The organism is Clostridium sp. OM02-18AC (assembly GCF_003481825.1).
Taxonomy (GTDB): domain Bacteria; phylum Bacillota; class Clostridia; order Lachnospirales; family Lachnospiraceae; genus Brotaphodocola.
Map to the genome: position 1 here is coordinate 38,430 of NZ_QULW01000016.1, position 18,039 is coordinate 56,468.

At 46.8% G+C, this 18,039-nt stretch carries 18 protein-coding genes and 1 tRNA gene; 15 read left to right on the forward strand and 4 right to left on the reverse strand.

Annotation, left to right across the window (positions count from 1 at the left end; translation table 11 throughout):
- The first annotated feature begins 72 nt into the window (after positions 1-72).
- From fliB to gdhA, 5 genes are all read left to right on the forward strand, one after another.
- Entirely contained in the window at positions 73-1,368 is a 1,296-nt protein-coding gene (gene fliB, locus DXB18_RS11645) for a flagellin lysine-N-methylase (RefSeq protein WP_182430560.1), read from the forward strand.
- A 135-nt stretch (positions 1,369-1,503) separates the two neighbouring features.
- Complete coding sequence (locus tag DXB18_RS16210; protein ID WP_182430561.1) at positions 1,504-1,656, forward strand: hypothetical protein; 153 nt, start codon at positions 1,504-1,506, stop codon at positions 1,654-1,656.
- Positions 1,653-3,287, forward strand: a complete 1,635-nt coding sequence (locus DXB18_RS11650; protein WP_118544025.1) for an ATP-binding cassette domain-containing protein — start codon at positions 1,653-1,655, stop codon at positions 3,285-3,287. Before DXB18_RS16210 ends, DXB18_RS11650 begins: the two co-directional genes overlap by 4 nt.
- A 141-nt stretch (positions 3,288-3,428) precedes the next feature.
- Entirely contained in the window at positions 3,429-5,369 is a 1,941-nt protein-coding gene (locus DXB18_RS11655) for an ABC-F family ATP-binding cassette domain-containing protein (protein WP_118707967.1), read from the forward strand.
- 246 nt (positions 5,370-5,615) lie between these two features.
- A complete protein-coding gene (gdhA, locus tag DXB18_RS11660; protein ID WP_118707969.1) occupies positions 5,616-6,950 on the forward strand; it encodes an NADP-specific glutamate dehydrogenase in 1,335 nt (444 codons plus the stop codon).
- Positions 6,951-7,068: 118 nt separating this feature from the next.
- On the opposite strand, the gene DXB18_RS11665 is transcribed toward gdhA, so the two are convergent.
- Both DXB18_RS11665 and DXB18_RS11670 read right to left on the reverse strand, forming a co-directional pair.
- Entirely contained in the window at positions 7,069-8,103 is a 1,035-nt protein-coding gene (locus DXB18_RS11665) for a Gfo/Idh/MocA family oxidoreductase (protein WP_118707971.1), read from the reverse strand.
- Between the two features lie 14 nt (positions 8,104-8,117).
- On the reverse strand, positions 8,118-8,603 hold the full coding sequence (locus tag DXB18_RS11670; protein ID WP_118707973.1) for a heme-binding protein: 486 nt from the start codon (positions 8,601-8,603) through the stop codon (positions 8,118-8,120).
- Between the two features lie 224 nt (positions 8,604-8,827).
- Here DXB18_RS11670 and DXB18_RS11675 point away from each other — a divergent pair, with 224 nt between their 5' ends.
- The 6 genes from DXB18_RS11675 to DXB18_RS11700 all read left to right on the forward strand — a co-directional run bounded on the left by DXB18_RS11675 (position 8,828) and on the right by DXB18_RS11700 (position 14,198).
- On the forward strand, positions 8,828-9,493 hold the full coding sequence (locus DXB18_RS11675; protein WP_118544030.1) for a GntR family transcriptional regulator: 666 nt from the start codon (positions 8,828-8,830) through the stop codon (positions 9,491-9,493).
- 182 nt (positions 9,494-9,675) lie between these two features.
- Positions 9,676-10,644, forward strand: a complete 969-nt coding sequence (locus DXB18_RS11680) for a tripartite tricarboxylate transporter substrate binding protein (RefSeq protein WP_118707975.1) — start codon at positions 9,676-9,678, stop codon at positions 10,642-10,644.
- A 91-nt stretch (positions 10,645-10,735) separates the two neighbouring features.
- Positions 10,736-11,197: a tripartite tricarboxylate transporter TctB family protein gene (locus DXB18_RS11685; RefSeq protein WP_118544032.1), complete on the forward strand. Its 462-nt coding sequence runs from the start codon at positions 10,736-10,738 to the stop codon at positions 11,195-11,197.
- Positions 11,198-11,212: 15 nt separating this feature from the next.
- Positions 11,213-12,715, forward strand: coding sequence for a tripartite tricarboxylate transporter permease (locus DXB18_RS11690; RefSeq protein ID WP_118707977.1), 1,503 nt, complete (start codon positions 11,213-11,215; stop codon positions 12,713-12,715).
- A gap of 5 nt (positions 12,716-12,720) precedes the next feature.
- Positions 12,721-13,671: a hydroxyacid dehydrogenase gene (locus DXB18_RS11695; protein ID WP_118544034.1), complete on the forward strand. Its 951-nt coding sequence runs from the start codon at positions 12,721-12,723 to the stop codon at positions 13,669-13,671.
- 65 nt (positions 13,672-13,736) lie between these two features.
- On the forward strand, positions 13,737-14,198 hold the full coding sequence (locus DXB18_RS11700) for a YhcH/YjgK/YiaL family protein (RefSeq protein ID WP_118544035.1): 462 nt from the start codon (positions 13,737-13,739) through the stop codon (positions 14,196-14,198).
- On the opposite strand, the gene DXB18_RS16740 is transcribed toward DXB18_RS11700, so the two are convergent.
- Both DXB18_RS16740 and DXB18_RS11705 read right to left on the reverse strand, forming a co-directional pair.
- A complete protein-coding gene (locus DXB18_RS16740) occupies positions 14,193-14,321 on the reverse strand; it encodes a hypothetical protein (RefSeq protein WP_279220683.1) in 129 nt (42 codons plus the stop codon). The two genes, DXB18_RS11700 and DXB18_RS16740, sit on opposite strands and share 6 nt — an antisense overlap.
- A gap of 53 nt (positions 14,322-14,374) precedes the next feature.
- Positions 14,375-15,310: a ketopantoate reductase family protein gene (locus DXB18_RS11705; protein ID WP_118707979.1), complete on the reverse strand. Its 936-nt coding sequence runs from the start codon at positions 15,308-15,310 to the stop codon at positions 14,375-14,377.
- Between the two features lie 312 nt (positions 15,311-15,622).
- Here DXB18_RS11705 and DXB18_RS11710 point away from each other — a divergent pair, with 312 nt between their 5' ends.
- From DXB18_RS11710 to DXB18_RS11735, 4 genes are all read left to right on the forward strand, one after another.
- Entirely contained in the window at positions 15,623-16,516 is an 894-nt protein-coding gene (locus tag DXB18_RS11710) for a DUF3881 family protein (protein ID WP_118544037.1), read from the forward strand.
- A 267-nt stretch (positions 16,517-16,783) separates the two neighbouring features.
- Positions 16,784-16,860: transfer RNA gene (locus DXB18_RS11715), tRNA-Arg, on the forward strand.
- A gap of 557 nt (positions 16,861-17,417) precedes the next feature.
- Positions 17,418-17,633 (forward strand): hypothetical protein, encoded by a 216-nt coding sequence (locus DXB18_RS11730; protein ID WP_008982583.1) that lies wholly within the window; start codon positions 17,418-17,420, stop codon positions 17,631-17,633.
- A partial coding sequence (locus DXB18_RS11735) for a replication initiator protein A (protein WP_147355243.1) occupies positions 17,630-18,039 on the forward strand: 410 nt, incomplete at its 3' end. The genes DXB18_RS11730 and DXB18_RS11735, both read left to right, overlap by 4 nt.

The window sequence follows — 18,039 nt, forward strand, 5'->3', positions numbered from 1 at the left end:
AGTTATTGATATTTACGGTGTGATGTTGGTATAATAATTAGTAGTGATAAAATTTGTCAGGAGATAATGAGTATGCTGTATACATATCCGCATTACTATAAGAAATTCCAGTGCATTGCGTCGGCGTGTGAGGATACCTGCTGTGCAGGCTGGGCGATTACGATCGATCCGAAATCGTTGAAGAAATACCGTCAGGCTGAGGGTGAGATGAAGACACGCTTGCAGGAGTCGGTGGACTGGAAACAGAAGTGTTTTAAACAGCGCGATCACCGCTGTGCATTTTTGAATCAGGAGAATCTGTGTGATCTTTATATCGGTATGGGATCGGACAGCCTTTGCTGGACCTGCCGGACTTATCCACGTCATATCGAGGTGTTTGATGGTGTGCGTGAGGTGTCGCTGTGTCTGTCGTGCATTGAGGCAGCGCGGATCATTCTGGGAACGAAGGAACCGGTGCGTTTTCTTTCCAGCGAGAATGACAAAGAGGAAAGCTGTGAGGATGAGGATTTTGACTTTTTCCTGTATACCAAGCTCGGTGAAGTGCGTGATGTGATCTTTGAGATTCTGGAAAACCGGAATTTATCCAGTGAGCTGCGCATGGCAATGTGCCTGGCACTGGCTCATGATCTGCAGCGCAGAGTGCGGGATGAGAAGCTTTATGAGGTGGACGGACTGCTGGAGCGGTACCGCGTGGGAAGCATGTGCCGTGCAGTGCAGGCGGAAGAGCATGCGCAGGAAGTGAAGAACACAGAGAAAGCTGGGAACGCTGAAAAAGATGCAGCAGACATTGACCAGACGGTACCAGGCAGTGTCGGAGGTGTTGTGGAGCGTTTCTGCCGCCGCCTGGCGTCGGCCGGACTTGGGCAGTACAGCCGCTTTGAAACTGCAAGTGAACTTTTCGCGGTGTTTGAGAAGATGGAGCCGCTGGATGCTGCATGGCCAGCACGCAGGGATGGTATGGATGAGATCCTTTACGGAGCCGGACGGGAAACGTACGAGGCGAACCGCCGGGCGTTTCTGACGGCAAATGGTACACGCATGGAGCTTCTCAGGGAGCAGATCATGGTATACTTTGTGTTCGGCTACTTCTGCGGGGCTGTTTACAACGACAATCCATATGGAAAAATGAAGCTGGCTGTGGCGGCAACGATCCTGGTGGAGGAAATGCTCATGGCAGAGTGGCTGCAGGAGAAAACACAGGGACATACATTGCCGGAGAAGCAGATCGTGGATCTGGTGCATTGCTTCTCAAGAGAGGTAGAACATTCTGATGAAAACCGCGGGTTGCTGGAGGATGAGCTGGTGAAGCGGGAAGAGTTCTGCCTGCGGGCGTTGCTGGCGGCTTCTGTGGAGTGGAAACGGGCCTAGCTGGAAACTGACATTCTGACAGAAAAACCGATTGAATGACGGATACGGACAGGCAAGGCGAAATGGAAAATGATTGCGGGATATTCTCAAAACACACCCGGAAACAGATGATTTTGTGGAAAAGCAGTTCTGTATTTGGGAAAACTGTGGAAAAACCTGAAAATTCCCGCAAAATCCAGTGAAATAGCGCTTGCAAAATACGGAAATTCCTGTAAAATAGAGATGATGCAAAAGACGAGGGACATGATTATGCCCCTCTTTTTTATGAAAGGTGTTAGAAAAGAATGATTAGTGCAAATGGTGTTACCCTGCGTGTGGGCAAGAAAGCATTATTTGAAGATGTAAATATCAAATTTACCGAAGGAAACTGCTACGGACTGATCGGTGCGAACGGTGCCGGAAAGTCTACTTTCTTAAAAATCTTATCCGGACAGTTAGAGCCGACCAACGGTGACGTTGTCATCACCCAGGGTCAGCGTCTTTCTTTCCTGCAGCAGGACCACTTTAAATACGACGAGTACACCGTACTGGATACCGTTATCATGGGAAACAAGCGCCTGTACGATGTCATGAAAGAGAAAGATGCCATCTACATGAAGCCGGATTTCTCCGATGAGGACGGAATCAAGGCAGCAGAGTTAGAGGGTGAGTTCGCAGAGATGAACGGCTGGGAGGCTGAGTCTGATGCAGCGAACCTGTTAAATGGTCTGGGCGTTGATACCGAGTATCATTACAGCCTGATGAAAGACTTAACCGGTGCGTTAAAGGTCAAGGTCCTGTTAGCACAGGCATTGTTCGGAAACCCGGACATCCTGCTTCTCGACGAGCCGACCAACCATCTGGATCTGGATGCGATCGCATGGCTGGAGGAGTTCTTAATTAACTTCGAGAACACCGTCATCGTGGTATCCCATGACCGTTACTTCTTAAATAAGGTCTGCACCAACATCGCAGATATCGACTACGGTAAGATCCAGCTTTACGCTGGTAACTACGACTTCTGGTATGAGTCCAGCCAGTTGATGGTAAAACAGATGAAGGAAGCAAACCGTAAGAAAGAGGAGAAGATCAAAGAGCTGCAGGAGTTCATCCAGCGATTCTCCGCAAACGCTTCCAAGTCCAAGCAGGCTACATCCAGAAAGCGTGCCTTAGAGAAGATCGAGTTAGACGACATCCGTCCGTCCAGCCGTAAATATCCGTACATCGACTTCCGCCCGTTCCGTGAGATCGGAAATGAGGTCCTGACTGTTGAGAACTTATCCAAGACCATCGACGGCGAGAAAATCTTAGATGGCATCAGCTTCACCCTGACCCGCGACAACAAGGTTGCACTGGTTGGACCGAATGAGCGTGCAAAGACCGTTCTGTTCCAGATCCTGGCAGGCGAGATGGAGCCGGACGAGGGTTCCTACAAGTGGGGTCTTACCACAACCCAGTCTTATTTCCCGAAGGACAATACTGCAGAGTTCGACAGCGACGATACTATCGTAGACTGGCTGACCCAGTACTCTCCGGAGAAGGATGTAACCTATGTACGTGGTTTCCTTGGCCGTATGTTGTTTGCCGGCGAGGATGGCGTGAAGAAGGTTCGCGTTCTGTCCGGTGGTGAGAAAGTCCGCTGCATGCTTTCCAAGCTGATGATCTCTGGAGCAAACGTGCTGATGTTAGACGAGCCGACTGACCATCTGGATATGGAGTCGATCACTGCACTGAACAACGGACTGATCAAGTTCCCGGGCGTGCTGATTTTCTCCTCCCGTGACCACCAGATCGTGCAGACCACCGCAAACCGTATTATGGAGATCGTAAACGGTAAGCTGATCGATAAAATCACCACCTACGACGAGTACCTTGAGAGCGACGAGATGGCAAGAAAGCGTTTCGTATTTGCTGTGGATGAGAAGGAAGACGAGGATTAATTTCCTGGCATTTGCCGCGGCTTTTTGCGTGAACGGCAAAGACAAGCCTGAAAAACAAACCTGAAAATAGAGAGGGCAGTCCCATGACCGAACCCCGCGGGGATCGACGGGGCTGTCCTTTTTGCACATGTGGAGTGAATTATGAGCTTAATTACAATTGAACATTTGACAAAATCTTATACCGAGCGCCTGCTGTTTGATGATACCGCATTCAGCATCAACGAAGGCGAGAAGGTTGGCCTGATCGGCATCAACGGAACCGGAAAATCCACGCTGTTAAAGATCGTGGCAGGTCTGGAGGAGCCGGATGACGGCTCTGTGGTGCGTCGGCGCAACTTATATATCCGCTACCTTCCTCAGATCCCGGTCTTCACCTCAGGGGATACGGTTCTGGATGCAATCGTGCGGGACAATGCGTCAGAGCCACATTTTTCCTCCCGCGAGGAAATCGAGGCCAGCGCGAAGAATATTCTGACGCGGCTTGGCATCTATGACTTTGACGAGAAGGTGGAGCATTTGTCCGGTGGTCAGAGAAAGCGTGTGGCGCTGACCAGTGTGCTGCTCTCCACAGCCGATCTTCTGATCCTGGACGAGCCGACCAACCACTTAGACAGTGAGATGGCAGACTGGCTTGAGGACTACTTAAAGAAATTCCGCGGTGCGCTTCTTATGATCACGCATGACCGGTATTTCCTGGACAGCGTAACGAACCGGATCGTAGAGCTGGATAAAGGAAAGCTTTACAGCTATCAGACGAATTATGAGGGATTTGTAAAGCTGAAAGCAGAGCGCATCGACATTGCCGTGGCATCGGAGCGCAAGCGTCAGTCCATCTTAAAAACTGAGCTTGCCTGGATGCAGCGAGGTGCCCGTGCACGTTCCACCAAACAGAAGGCCCACATTCAGCGCTATGAAGCCCTTCGTGACATGGATGCGCCGGAGTTTGACAAAGAGGTGGAGATGGAATCTATTTCCAGCCGTCTGGGACGCACAACGGTCGAAGTGAAGGACCTGTGCAAGTCCTACGGCAATAAGGTGCTGCTAAAAGATTTCACCTACATTTTCTTAAAGAATGACCGTGTGGGAATCATCGGACCGAACGGAAGCGGAAAGTCCACGCTCATGAAGATGATTGCCGGATGGGTGCAGCCGGATTCCGGAAGCATTGAGATCGGCCAGACCGTAAAGATCGGTTACTTCTCCCAGGAAAACGAGGCCATGGATGAAAGCTTAAAGGTCATTGACTATATCCGCAACGTGGCAGAGTACGTGCAGACAAAGGACGGAAGCATCAGCGCATCCCAGATGCTGGAGCGCTTTCTGTTTCCGGGAAGCGTGCAGTATACCACGATCAGCCGCCTTTCCGGCGGTGAAAAGCGCAGACTGTATCTCTTACGGATCCTGATGGACGCGCCAAATGTCCTGCTCCTGGATGAGCCGACCAACGACCTCGACATCCGCACGCTGACCATTCTGGAGGATTACCTCGACAGTTTCCAGGGCATCGTGATCACGGTATCGCATGACCGGTATTTCTTGGACCGCATGGTGCGCCGGATCTTCGCGTTTGAGGGCGATGGAAAGGTCGTGCAGTATGAGGGCGGCTTCACGGATTACCAGGCGGCTTATCTGCTAAAACACCCGGAGCTTTTGGGCGGAAGTGCTGGACGCGGGAAGAATGGTGCAGCAGGAGATCGTTATGGCCGTGGCGCAGCAGGAAGTGTTGGAGCAGCTGGTGGAAATGGTGCAGCAGGAAGTCTGGACCAGAATGCAGCGGATGCGGATGACCTCAATGCAGTTGGTGCAGGCAAAAAATCCTCGCAGGATGGCCGCGCACACCAGAAAAAGCTGAAATTCTCCTACAAGGAGCAGCGCGAGTGGGATACGATCGAGGATGAGATCGCCGGGCTGGAAGCAGAAATCGAGGCATTGGACGGCCAGATCGCGGAATCCGCGACTAATTATGGCAAGCTGAACCAGCTGATGACTGAGAAGGCAGAAAAGGAAGCATTGCTGGAAGAGAAAATGGACCGCTGGATGTATTTACAGGAATTAGCGGAGAAGATTGCCGCGCAGTCCTAATTATTTCAAGTCCGTGAACCTATGTATTTGCGGAATCATGTTATGGCTTCTTTACGAAAATATAAATACAAGGCATATCAGCTATGATTTTTTGCGATAAAAGTTTCGAAATCAAAGGATTGACTTTAGCATATTAACTTGCTATAATTTCTACGATACGTTGAGAGCAATGGGGCTCCGCCGATATTGGCGGTGCCTCATTGTCTTTTTTAAGAAAAAGATAATAGCTCAAGGAGGAGAATAGTTATGTCTTATGTAGATGAGGTCTATGAGAGAGTAGTAGCACAGAACCCGGGCGAGCCGGAGTTCCATCAGGCAGTGAAAGAGGTTCTGGATTCCTTAAAACTGGTGATTGACGCAAACGAGGAGAAATACCGCAAAGCTGGTATCCTGGAGCGTTTTGTAGAGCCGGAGAGAATCGTCTCCTTCAAGGTTCCGTGGGTAGATGATAACGGTAAAGTACAGGTAAACAAGGGCTATCGTGTACAGTTCAACAGCGCGATCGGACCGTACAAGGGAGGTCTTCGTCTCCATCCGTCCGTAAACCAGAGCATCTTAAAATTCTTAGGCTTTGAGCAGACTCTGAAAAACTCCTTAACCGGACTGCCTATGGGTGGTGGTAAAGGTGGTTCCAACTTCGACCCGAAGGGCAAATCTGACCGTGAGGTTATGGCATTCTGCCAGAGCTTTATGACTGAGCTGTACCGTCATATCGGTAAAGATACCGACTGCCCGGCTGGCGATATCGGTGTAGGCGCAAGAGAGGTTGGTTTCCTGTTTGGTCAGTACAAGAGAATTACCGGTCTGTATGAGGGCGTCCTGACTGGTAAGGGTCTGACTTTCGGTGGTTCCCTGGCAAGAACCCAGGCAACCGGTTATGGTCTGGTCTATATCCTGGATGAGATGTTAAAGCACAATGGCAAAGAGCTGGCTGGCAAGACCGTTGTTGTTTCTGGTTCCGGAAACGTTGCAACCTACGCAGTAGAGAAAGCTCAGCAGATGGGTGCAAAGGTTGTTGCCATGAGCGATTCCAACGGCTATGTATATGATCCGGACGGCATCAAGCTGGATGTTGTAAAAGAGATCAAAGAAGGTCGCCGCGGCAGAATCAAAGAGTATGTTGAGGCTGTTCCGACTGCAAAATATACCGAGGGCAAGGGTATCTGGACCATTCCGTGTGACATCGCACTTCCGTGCGCAACCCAGAACGAGCTGAACTTAGACGATGCAAAGGCACTGATCGCAAACGGCTGCTTCGCAGTAGCTGAGGGTGCTAACATGCCGTCCACCAGAGAGGCTACCGACCTGTTCGTAGAGAAGAAGATCCTCTTCATGCCTGGTAAGGCTGCAAACGCAGGCGGTGTTGCTGTATCCGGTCTGGAGCAGAGCCAGAACAGCATGAGAATGTCCTGGACCTTCGAAGAGGTGGATGCAAAACTGCATGACATCATGGTTGGCATTTTCGCAAAAGCAAACGATGCTGCAAAACGTTACGGCGTAGAAGGCAACTATGTTGCAGGCGCAAACATTGCAGGATTTGAGAAAGTTGCAGAGGCTATGCTGGCACAGGGTATTGTATAAGACAAGTCTTGAGCTGAACATAAACAGATAACAAAAACTCCCACGGGACTGTGAAAATGGTTCCGGGGGAGTTTTTTATTGCCTTGTATATCAAGAAGGCGAGTGGTGCGGCTGCTGATTATAGTTTGATCTCATTTCCATTAGAAACAGCTAAAGCTTCCGCTGTTTTTGTGAGTTCCAGTGCAAATTCCAGAGAGCCAATATCTGGCTTCCGCTTTTCCAGAATACAGTTGCAAAATTCTATCATTTCCTGATACATGCCCTGGACAAATGCAGCCTGATTGTCGAGAGATGCTTTGCAGTTCTGGACTTTCCAGACAACTGCGCCACAGTCATCACCTGGTGCAGTGAAAGAAGTGGTGCGTTCGTAAACAAAAGGAATTCCTCTTTGCAGTGTGACTTTATTGCTGTCATCAATGTGCAGATGCCATTTCTGGGAATAAAAATGATATTCTTCAATTGGCTGAGGACCGGATGCAAGGAAAAATGTGCCGATTGCACCATTTTTAAATTTGATGATATTTGCGCCATGCCCAGTTTCATTTTGGACAGAAACAACGGACTGCACGGAACCTCCGGTTGAAAGCATGACAGAAAGAGAATGGCAGCCGTTGTTCAGCCAGTCTGTCCGGATACCCTTCTGAATCACTTCCGTCCAGTTTTGAGGCATTTTCATAGGGTATACGGCAAGCATGCTTTCCAGATTCCCGTATTTTTCAGACTGGATCACCTCGCGGGCTTTGGTTACAGCGGGCATAAAGGCTTTTTTGTAGCCGACCAAGGCAACCTGGTCTTGTCTGGCTTCGATCATCTGCAAAATCTGTTCGCTATTCATGGCGGCAGGTTTTTCTACCCATACGTGTAAGCCGGTCTGAAGAGCCTGGATTACAAGAGACGGATGTGCTTCCGGGGAGACACAGATAAATACACAGTCCAGATTTTCTTTTTCGTACATTTCTTCTGGTTTCTGATAACTTTTACAGCCATACTGGGCGGCAGTAAGCTGTGCAAGCTCGATGTTGCTGCGATTGCAGACAGCAACGAGCTGAACTGGGAGGAAATTCATAACCGGGAGAATGTTGCGGTATGCATGAGAACCGATTCCGACCAATCCGGCTCTCAGTCTGTGAGAAAATTCTCTTTGATAACTCATATGCTGGTGCCTCCTTATGCTTTTTTCAGAAAACGTCTGAGAGCCTCGACACATACTTCGTGGTCTTCTGCTGCGGAAAGACCAGACACACCGATCATTCCGACCATACCGGTTCCAGGAATTACAATAGGAAAACCACCTCCGGCACATTGATACTCCTGCGGCGCATAATAATCATAAAACTGTCGTCCTTTTGTAATATATTTTTCACCGGCATACATAGAGCAATGTTCAAATTTTGTGACGGTATTTAATTTCCTCTGCGCAAAAAGGCGATTATCCCAGTTGGCACCATCCATACAGTGGGAAAAAACAATATTTTCACCGCGGCGGATTTCGATGTAAACGCCGCTTTTCTTTGCTTCATGGATATAAGCGACAGCCTGCAGGCCAATGTTTAATGCATCTTCGTTGGAAAATGAGGATAACACTAGTTCCTGCTCCAGGGCAAGAAGTTCCTGAGCTTTTTCCTGTGCGGTTTGCGTGGTTTGTGGATTCATATGGAAGGTCCTCCTTAATTAAGATTAAATTTGTTTGCATGATATTACTGTTATAACAGAATGTCAATATGATAAAAGCAGATTCGCTGGAAGAATATGAAATGTGCACAAAAGACAATGTTAATTTTTGAACAGAATGTAGAACTAGGGAATATGCACAAAATAGATATTGACAAAAACGTTATAACAGTAATATTATGATAGCGTAAAGAGAAGGAGAGAACATGCAGGAAGAAGTTTTTCAGACTGCGGCAGATGTCGCATATCGTATTATTTCACAAAAGATCCTGGATGGTGAATTTCCACCAGGAATGAAACTTTCCAGAAGAAAGATGGCAGAAGTGACCAGTGTTAGTGTCATACCAGTTATTGAAGCTTTAAAGAAACTGGAGGAAGATGGATTGGTTGAATCCAAACCGCAGTGGGGTTCCTTTGTTACCATTCCAAATAGAAAGAAAATCATGGAATGTTATCAACTCAGGGAAGCCATCGAATGTCAAGTGGCCCGGATTGTGAGTCAGAATCCTTCTCCGGAGCGCATGCAGGAGCTGATCTACATTGCAACAGAACTCGATACGGTTCCTTATGAAGAAAACAGTGCATTGGATTCCAGAAAAAATCATCTTCGGTTCCACCGTGGACTTGCGGAACTTACAGACAATGAGATGCTGATCAAAACATTAAACCGCATCAATCTGTTCTGGGTATTGTGCAAAGCTTTGGGTGCACGCGCATCTAAAACGCAGTATCCAAGATACTGGCATAGAAAGCTTTTGGATGAAATCAACACAGGAGACCCGGAACGGGCGGAAAAAGCCATGCGGGAACATATTCTGGATTCACTTGGACCAATTCTTGCAACATTGCCGGAAAAAGAAGAGAAGGCATAAGCAGACCCAAATGAGAGAAAGTCAAAAAGCATTATTTTGCTTACTTTTTTATATGTTATAACAGTCATAACAATATGGCGTAAGGAGGGGAGTAGGAAGAGCTTTTATTTTTTACCCAAACTGTTATAACAGTGATATCTAAGCGATTAATATTAATTTTACAAGATAAAAGGAGAAGAACTATGAAGAAAAAAATCGCAGTGGTACTTGCAACAGCAATCGCAGCCAGCATGGTATTTACAGGATGCAGCAAAAAGGAGGATACTTACCCGAGTGACTCGATCCAGATCGTGGTACCGGTAAAGGCCGGAGGAGATACGGACGCAAATGCCCGTCTGCTGACAAAGTACATGGAAAAAGAATTGGGTGTGGCTATGCCGGTTGTAAACGTTTCAGGTTCTTCTGGAACGATTGGTATGGAGCAGGTTCGTTCCGCAGAGCCAGATGGTTACAATGCCCTGTTCTTCCACACAGAAGCTATGCTTCCGGAAATTGCGGATCTGGTGGATTATCAGCTGGATGCGTTTAAAATGGCTGGTGTGTGCCTGCAGGCGAACACAACGCTTCTTGTAACTCATAAAGATTCTGGCTTTTCTACATTGCAGGAGTTCATTGACCAGGCAAAAGCAAATCCGGGTAAAATCGAATTTGGTATGGCAGTAGGCGGTTATCCGCAGTTAGTTGGACTTGCACTTGAAAAAGAGGCTGGCATTGATCTGAACCTTGTTGATATCGGTGGAAATGCAGATAAAGTAGCTGCCCTGGCTGGTCACAATACGGATATCATCAACGTAGAGTATGCAGTTGTAAAGGACTATCTGGAGACCGGAGAGTTCGTAGCACTGGCTGTTTTAAACGATGAAAGAAACCCGCTGTTCTCAGACATCCCAACTGCAAAAGAGCAGGGCCTGGATAACATGGTATTTGGTAAATTCTTCTTTGTCGCATTCCCAAAAGAAACTCCAGACGATATTGTGAATACCTTTAGTGCAGCGATGAAGAAAGTTGTTGAGAATCCGGAATTTGTTAAGGCAGCAGAAGATTCCTACGCATTAACCCCGGTTTACATGGATCCGAAGGAAGCTACAGAGTATGCACAGCAGGTATACGATAAGCTGAATTCTTATAAGGATCTGTTCGTAGCACAGTAGTCTTAAAGCCAGATAGTATGACAGTGGACCAGGACAGTACGTCTGCTGGTCCACTTTTTATGCCAGGCTGACAGGAAGGAGACCCTAAATTATGAAAAAGTACAGCGATATGATCTGTGGAATGATCGGTATTGCGATAGCTGTTATTTTATTTATTCTCAGTTTTCAGATTAACAGGAAAGAAGGAGATCTGATCGGAGCCGGATTTCTGCCGATGATCGTTGCGGTTATTGTATTTTTCTTTTCACTGACATTGACCATGAGAGGATGGAAATCCAGTAAAACCTATGTGGAAAAGCCGGTTGAATACAAGAAAAATACCATAGGCGTGTGGAGCATGATTGTGGCATGTTTTCTGTATGCGGCTTTGTTAAAACCGGTTGGATTTATCATCGACAGTGTCTGGTTTCTGTATTTTACCTTGTGTATGATGACAAAAAAAGAAAACATCAGATGGGTAAGATTTGGAATTTTGGCAGTGGTGGCCGTTGTGATCATTTACCTGATCTTCACGGAAATTTTTGGAATACGTCTGCCGAAAGGAATTCTGTAAAGGAGGAAAAAGAAAATGAGTGAAATCACAGCGGGCATTTTGTCTATTTGTAATTTGCCGATTATGGTCCTGATCCTTCTTGGAACATTCATGGGCATTATCGTAGGTGCCATTCCTGGATTAAGTGTAACAATGGGTGTTGCATTGTTCCTGCCGCTCACTTTTGGCATGGATCCAATTGCAGGTCTGTCTCTTCTCTGTGGATTGTATATCGGAGGAACCTCTGGTGGTCTGATCAGTGCGATCCTGTTAAAGATGCCAGGTACTGCTGCATCTGTCGCAACAACGTTTGATGGTCATCCCATGGCAGCAAGAGGAGAAGCGGGAAAAGCACTGGGAGTTGGTATTGTTGCTTCTTTCTTTGGCGGTCTGATCAGCTATATCATTCTGATGCTGCTGGCTCCATTTATTGCAAAATTTGCCCTGCAGTTTGGACCATATGAGTACTTTTCCATTGGACTGTTTTCTTTGACGATGATCGTAAGCCTTTCGTCGGGATCCCTGGTAAAAGGTGTTTTAAGTGGTATGATCGGTCTGATCCTGGCATTTGTGGGAATTGCCCCGATTACAAGCTTCACCCGGTTTACGTTTGGAATTTCGGAACTGAATGCCGGATTTAGTATGATTCCAATGCTGATCGGTCTGTTTGCAGTGGCAGAGGTACTGACTGCACTGGAAGATAAAAACAAGCCTGGAGAAGAACGTGCCCAGGATTGTAAGATTAAAGGATTTGGATTTACTTTGAATGATATCAAGGGACAGGGAAGCAATTTCCTGATTTCCACTATGATTGGTACTGCAATCGGTATCCTTCCAGGACTTGGAGCAAGTATCTGTAATATCCTTGCATACTCTGTGGCTAAGAACCGTTCGAAACATCCGGAGAAATTTGGAACTGGTATTGTAGATGGCCTAATTGCTTCGGAAAGTTCCAACAATGCATCTACCGGTGGTGCTTTAGTTCCGCTGTTAACGCTGGGACTTCCTGGAGATAACACAACAGCGCTGATCCTGGCTGGCTTTATGATTCATGGTATTACCCCGGGACCACTGTTATTCCGTACAGAAGGTAAGCTTGTTTATGGTATTTTTGCAGCCCTGATCGTAGCAAATATCATGATGTTGATTGTAGAGTATCTGGGTATGCGGGTGTTTATCCGTATTCTGTCGGTACCGAAGAATCTGCTTCTTCCGATTGTTATGATTTTCTGCACTGTAGGTGCGTATGCAAATAACAACCGTGTATTTGATGTTGTAGTTATGATGTTATTTGGCCTGTTAGGATATGGCATGAAGAAAATGAAGCTGCCGCAGGCGCCGATCATTCTTGCTTTTATTCTTTGCCCGACAGTAGAAACAAACCTGCGCCGTGGACTCATGAAGAGCCAGGGAAGTTTTCTCCCATTCCTGACTTCTCCTATTTCCTGTATCTTCCTGCTCATTGCAGTCGGTACACTGATCTGGACAGTCAGAAAAGAATATCTGAACTCTAAGAAAGTAAGCTTAAAGGAGGCATAAGAGACATGAAAGTATATATTCCACAGGCTGTAGCAAAAGAGGGAACAGACTATCTTCTGGAGCATGGATATGAAATAAAAGAAGGAACCGGGTTTTCACCCGAGGAGATGGCCCGCGATATCGCTGATTGCGATGCAATGCTGATCCGTACTGCGCAGTGTCCGAAAGAAGTGGTTGATGCAGCAAAGCATGTAAAAATCATTGCGCGTCATGGTGTAGGATTCGATAATATTGATATCAAAGAGGCGGAAACATGTGGAATCTGGGTAACCAATACCCCACAGGCACTGTCAGATTCTGTTGCAGAGTATACCTTATCTGCTTTGCTGATGGCAGCAAAAAATATCCGGGACTGCAGCAATGCCATGTACCGTGGTGAGTATACCTATAAAAATTCCCATAAGGGACTGGATGTAGGCGGCAAAAAACTTGGTGTTGTTGGTTTTGGGCGAATTGGACGTGCGGTAGCAAAAAAAGCCTATTATGGTCTGGATATGGAAATTCTTGCGTATGATCCATTTGTAAAGCAGGAGCAGGCGCCTGAGTATGTGACGATGTGCAGCTGGGAAGCGTTATTTTCCGGAGCAGATTTTATCAGTCTCCATCTGCCGGGCGGAGAGGCAAACCGGAATGCAGTCGGGGCAAAAGAGTTTGAGATGATGAAAAATAGCGCAATCCTTCTAAATGTCGCAAGAGGTGAGGTTGTCGATGAAAATGCATTGGATGCGGCATTAAAAGACGAAGAGCTTCGCTATGCAGTACTGGATGTACAGAGCCAGGAACCGCCGAAAGAGGATTATCCGTTATATAAGAATGAAAAAGTGATTTTGACACCGCATATGGCATCCAATACGGAAGAATGTATGGGCCGTATGGCGCTTCATGCGGCCATGCAGATTCACAAAGTATTATCCGGCGGGCAGCCGGATTGGTCAGTCAATCATCCGAAATTTTAACATTGTGTTGCAAGATGTGCAGTTGTGTATCGACTTCACAATGAAGCAGAATAGGGAGGCTTAACATGATTTATTCATCTTTGAAAGCACAGAGTGCGCAGTGCAAGTGGCCGGAGCCATTTCAGAAAGCGTTTGATTTTTTGAAAAATTCCGATCTGGAACATATGGAGGTTGGCCGTTATGAGATCGATGGGGATGACATCTACGCCATGATCCAGAAGCAGACAACTGCAGCGCCGGAAAATAAAAAGGCAGAGAGCCATTATAAGTATATCGATATCCAGTATCTGATTCGCGGAGAAGAAATGCAGGGAGTTGCGCCGCTGCCGGAGGGAAAAGAGCGGGAGGAGCATCCGGAACGGGATGTCATGTACTATTCGGAAGTAGCGGGTGAGAACTTTATTCAGCTGAAACCTGGAGATTTTGCAGTATATTTCACAAACGATATTCACCGACCAAACTGCGCGCCGGGAGAAAGTATGGAAATCAAAAAGGTAGTGCTGAAGATTCGGGAAGCAATTTTATAAGGGCTGATTTTCCGGATAAGCAGGCAGAGCCGCAGAAAAAAGAATTGAATATTTGTATAAAAAGCCAACCTTGTTTCCGCCAAATGAAATGGCAAAGACAAGGGTGGCTTTTTGGCTTTGCATGTAAAAAGGCCGCCTGCGGCAGCCTTTAAAACGAAAGTATGTTAGGATTCTTGTCATTCTTCCGGGTAATCAAACTTCCCATCATTTTTTTCTTCCAGTACTTTGATCAGATTGTAGGTCATTTCATTGTACGGGCATTCGATTCCGAGCTCTTTTCCCATGCGGACCAGGGCTCCGGAGAACATATCGATTTCTGTGTGACGGTGTGCGTCCAGATCCTGCAGGGTGGAATAACGCTGGGACGGTTTGCATTTTCCGGCTTTAAATTCTTCCTTGAGCGGAATCCCTTTGGCATTTGCGACCAGAACGACCTCGTGGCGCATCTGCCGCATGATGGCATTCATATAGGTGCTGTCATCGTAAGCCTGCATGCCAACGCCAAGGATTGCCTGGGGAAGGTTGCGGGCAATATTTAAGCCGAATTTATCCCAGATATCGAGCAGGATGTCATCACTTAAATGCAGAACAATAGGAGTATCGGCAAAGATGTCTGCAATGGCTAAAAGACGCGGATCCTGACTGGCAGGCTGCTTCGGCAGACCGACATAAATTCCGTTGTAGCCTTTCGGAACCGGAAAGTGGATCGAGTTGCCGATACGCTGGGAGGCAATGCGGATCAGGGAATAGATCATATGCTCCATGCCGATGCGCTGTCCGATGATTTCTTCACTGTCGACGCCATTTAACAGGCTGATGACCGTCGTGTGCTTATCTGCAATGGCTTCGATATCCGGAAGGGAAGAACGAAGCTGGGTATATTTCAGACAGACAAAGAGAAAATCAACGCCGTGCGCTTCACCTGGTGTTTTTACATTGAGAATATAGTGTTGGTCATTGATGTTGAGTCCGTTTTCTTCCAGACGTTTTTTGCGTTCGCCGTCGGCAATTACCCAGAGATTTTCCTTATATTTTTCGGAAAGCCCCATAACCAGGTAGGAACCGACAGCACCGGCTCCGAGAATGCCGATGGTGGGGGTAGTCTGTTTCATGAATTTTGCTCCTCTCGTTTGTGTGATCAGTCAGAAGTTGTAAGTTCTGGTACATCCCAAAGTCAAAATAGATTTCCAGACAAAATCGTTCATTCATGCAAGTATGATTTACAATTTTGTCTGAAAATCTGCCTGGCTCTGAATAGTTACCATGATATTACCGGAAGCTGCACATGTCAACTTTCCGATTGAAATGCTGTTACGTATCATGTATAATGAGGCGTAAAGATTTTTCTCAGAAATTAGACGTTTGTAAATGTTCAGGAAGTCTGGGCAGATACGAATTTTTGAGGATTTGGAGGGCATGAAACTATGCATAAATTTTTGCGAAGTATCGGCTTTAGCACATATAGAAGAAAGCGGGATATCGAACGGCTGCTGGCATCGTTAGTGCCGTCCGCCAAATGGCGCCGCATCCAGCTTGATGAGGAGACGAATCTGTGTGAACTGCGGGCAGAGGTGGCACCCGGCATGGGCATCGTCATGATGGGGGAAATGAACGAAGAAGGGGCATTTCAGTGTGAGTACTATTATCCTTATCTGAATTCAGCAGATGTATCATCTGAAACAGACTGCTCCATTCAGCGCCACACTGAAAAAGAGACGTATGCCGGACTTCTGGATGAATACCGGGTGGGCATTTCCCTGATCTTTTATCTGGAAAACGGTTATGAATATCGGGAACGAAAGATCAAGCGGATGTCGCGGACGGTAGAATCGGTGAATCTGACTGGTCTGGCAGCAGAAGGCAAGGTGCTTCTTCCGCTCCATAAAACCAGAAAGCAGATCGAGATGGCAAAGGTAGCGGCCAGAGACCGCAATAACCTGTTAGAGGCAGCGAAGAAAGGCGATGAAGATGCCATGGAAACGCTGACGATCGAGGATATTGATCTGTATTCCCAGGTTTCCAGACGTGCCATGAAGGAAGATCTGTATTCTATCGTGGATTCTACTTTCATGCCAAGCGGCATCGAGTGTGACCAGTATTCCATCATCGGGGAGATTACAAAGATCGATACGAAGGAAAACCGCGTCACCGGCGAGATGGTTTACGATCTGACCATCAGCTGCAGCGATATGCTGTTCCATGTAGGTATCGCCCAGAAGGATCTGATGGGAGAACCGAAGGTCGGTCGCCGGTTTAAAGGGCAGATCTGGATGCAAGGGACTGCAAAGTTTGCCGAAGGATCGAAAGCGGAATTATAAAGTTGCAGAGACGGGCAGGAAATTGGCATTGCCGGGAGCGCATGCGTGAACAGCAGCCAATATAAATTGGCAGAGGAATGATTGCCGGGGCTTGCTATTTTGCGGGATTTTTGTTATTCTATAGAAGTGCGTTTTACGTACGATGTTCTCATAGTTAAATGGATATAACGAGCGCCTCCTAAGGTTGCGTTACAACGGTCGCCTCAAAAAAACTAAATAAAGGATTGCAGTTCGACTTTGATCGGGCTATAATCATATATCAGACACGTCCATATAGCTCAGCTGGATAGAGCACACGCCTCCTAAGCGTGGGGTCGGAGGTTCAAATCCTCTTATGGACGCCAGCTAACAACGCCGAAAGCCTTTGTTTTCAAGGGTTTTCGGCTTTTCTTATATGAAAAGGCACGAAAAAGCTCTTTCACTGTATGAGATAAAATTCTACTCCAAAATTTGATTTTTGACAACCCCTCCAGAATCGAACGGTTGTTATAAGACAAAGTCGCCAGCTAATTTTTAGCAGAAAAAAGGGCGTTCTTGCTAATGAAAATGCCCTTCCTGCTAATCAGCCCCAAAATCGTGCCAAAAATCCAGCTAATCAAAAAAGGCGGATGTTTTGAGTACCACGCAGTTATAGCAGATAAAATTGAATATCGTTATATACATAGAGCGTCTATTTGCCCCGCATTGGGGATGGATAGGCGCTCTTTTTTTATGCCCAAAGGCATGGGTAAATACAAGTGATTGGAGGTGTTTTATTTGAGCAAGCCTGTTTATGCCGCAGACAAGCCGAGCGATTGCCATTATTGCTACTACTGGACGAATGGCAGAAAGGGTTGCCGTCTGGGTAGAAATAATTGCTACTACTTAATCTCTTTGCCACCGAAACCCAAGTCGGAATGTGATGGCTGTCCCTATGGGCGAGATCACCCGTGCATTGGTTGGTGTACGAAGAAGGTTATGCGTGAAGTGGGGCTTCGTTGATATGGATGCGTATGAACAGGAATACCGCTTCTGCTATTTTGCCCGATGTCCTTACGAAAAGACGGATACGACTTTCCGCAGCATACCGCTGACAACAGAAAGTTTTCCGCAGAAAGAAGGTGGTGAAGCCGTGTGAGTTTTGATTATTTTTACGGTCAGCAATCCGATCTATTCACATTCTATCGAGTTCCGAAGGTGTTGTTCACGAACGAGAGGTTCTGGAATATTTCTGCCGATGCCAAGATGCTGTATGGCATTTTGCTTGACCGCATGAGCCTGTCTGCAAAGAATGGTTGGATAGATAAAAACGGTCGAGTGTATATCATTTTTACAATCGACGAAGCGAAGATGGCTCTGAACTGTGCTGAACAAAAGGCTGTCAAGCTGCTCAGTGAACTTGAGAAGAAAGCAGGATTGATTGAACGCAAGCGCCAGGGTCTGGGAAAACCTAACCTGATCTATGTGAAGAACTTTATCTCTGCTGTGGATTCACAACTCTTGAATTGTGAAAATCACAATTCTGGAACAATGGAAATCACAAC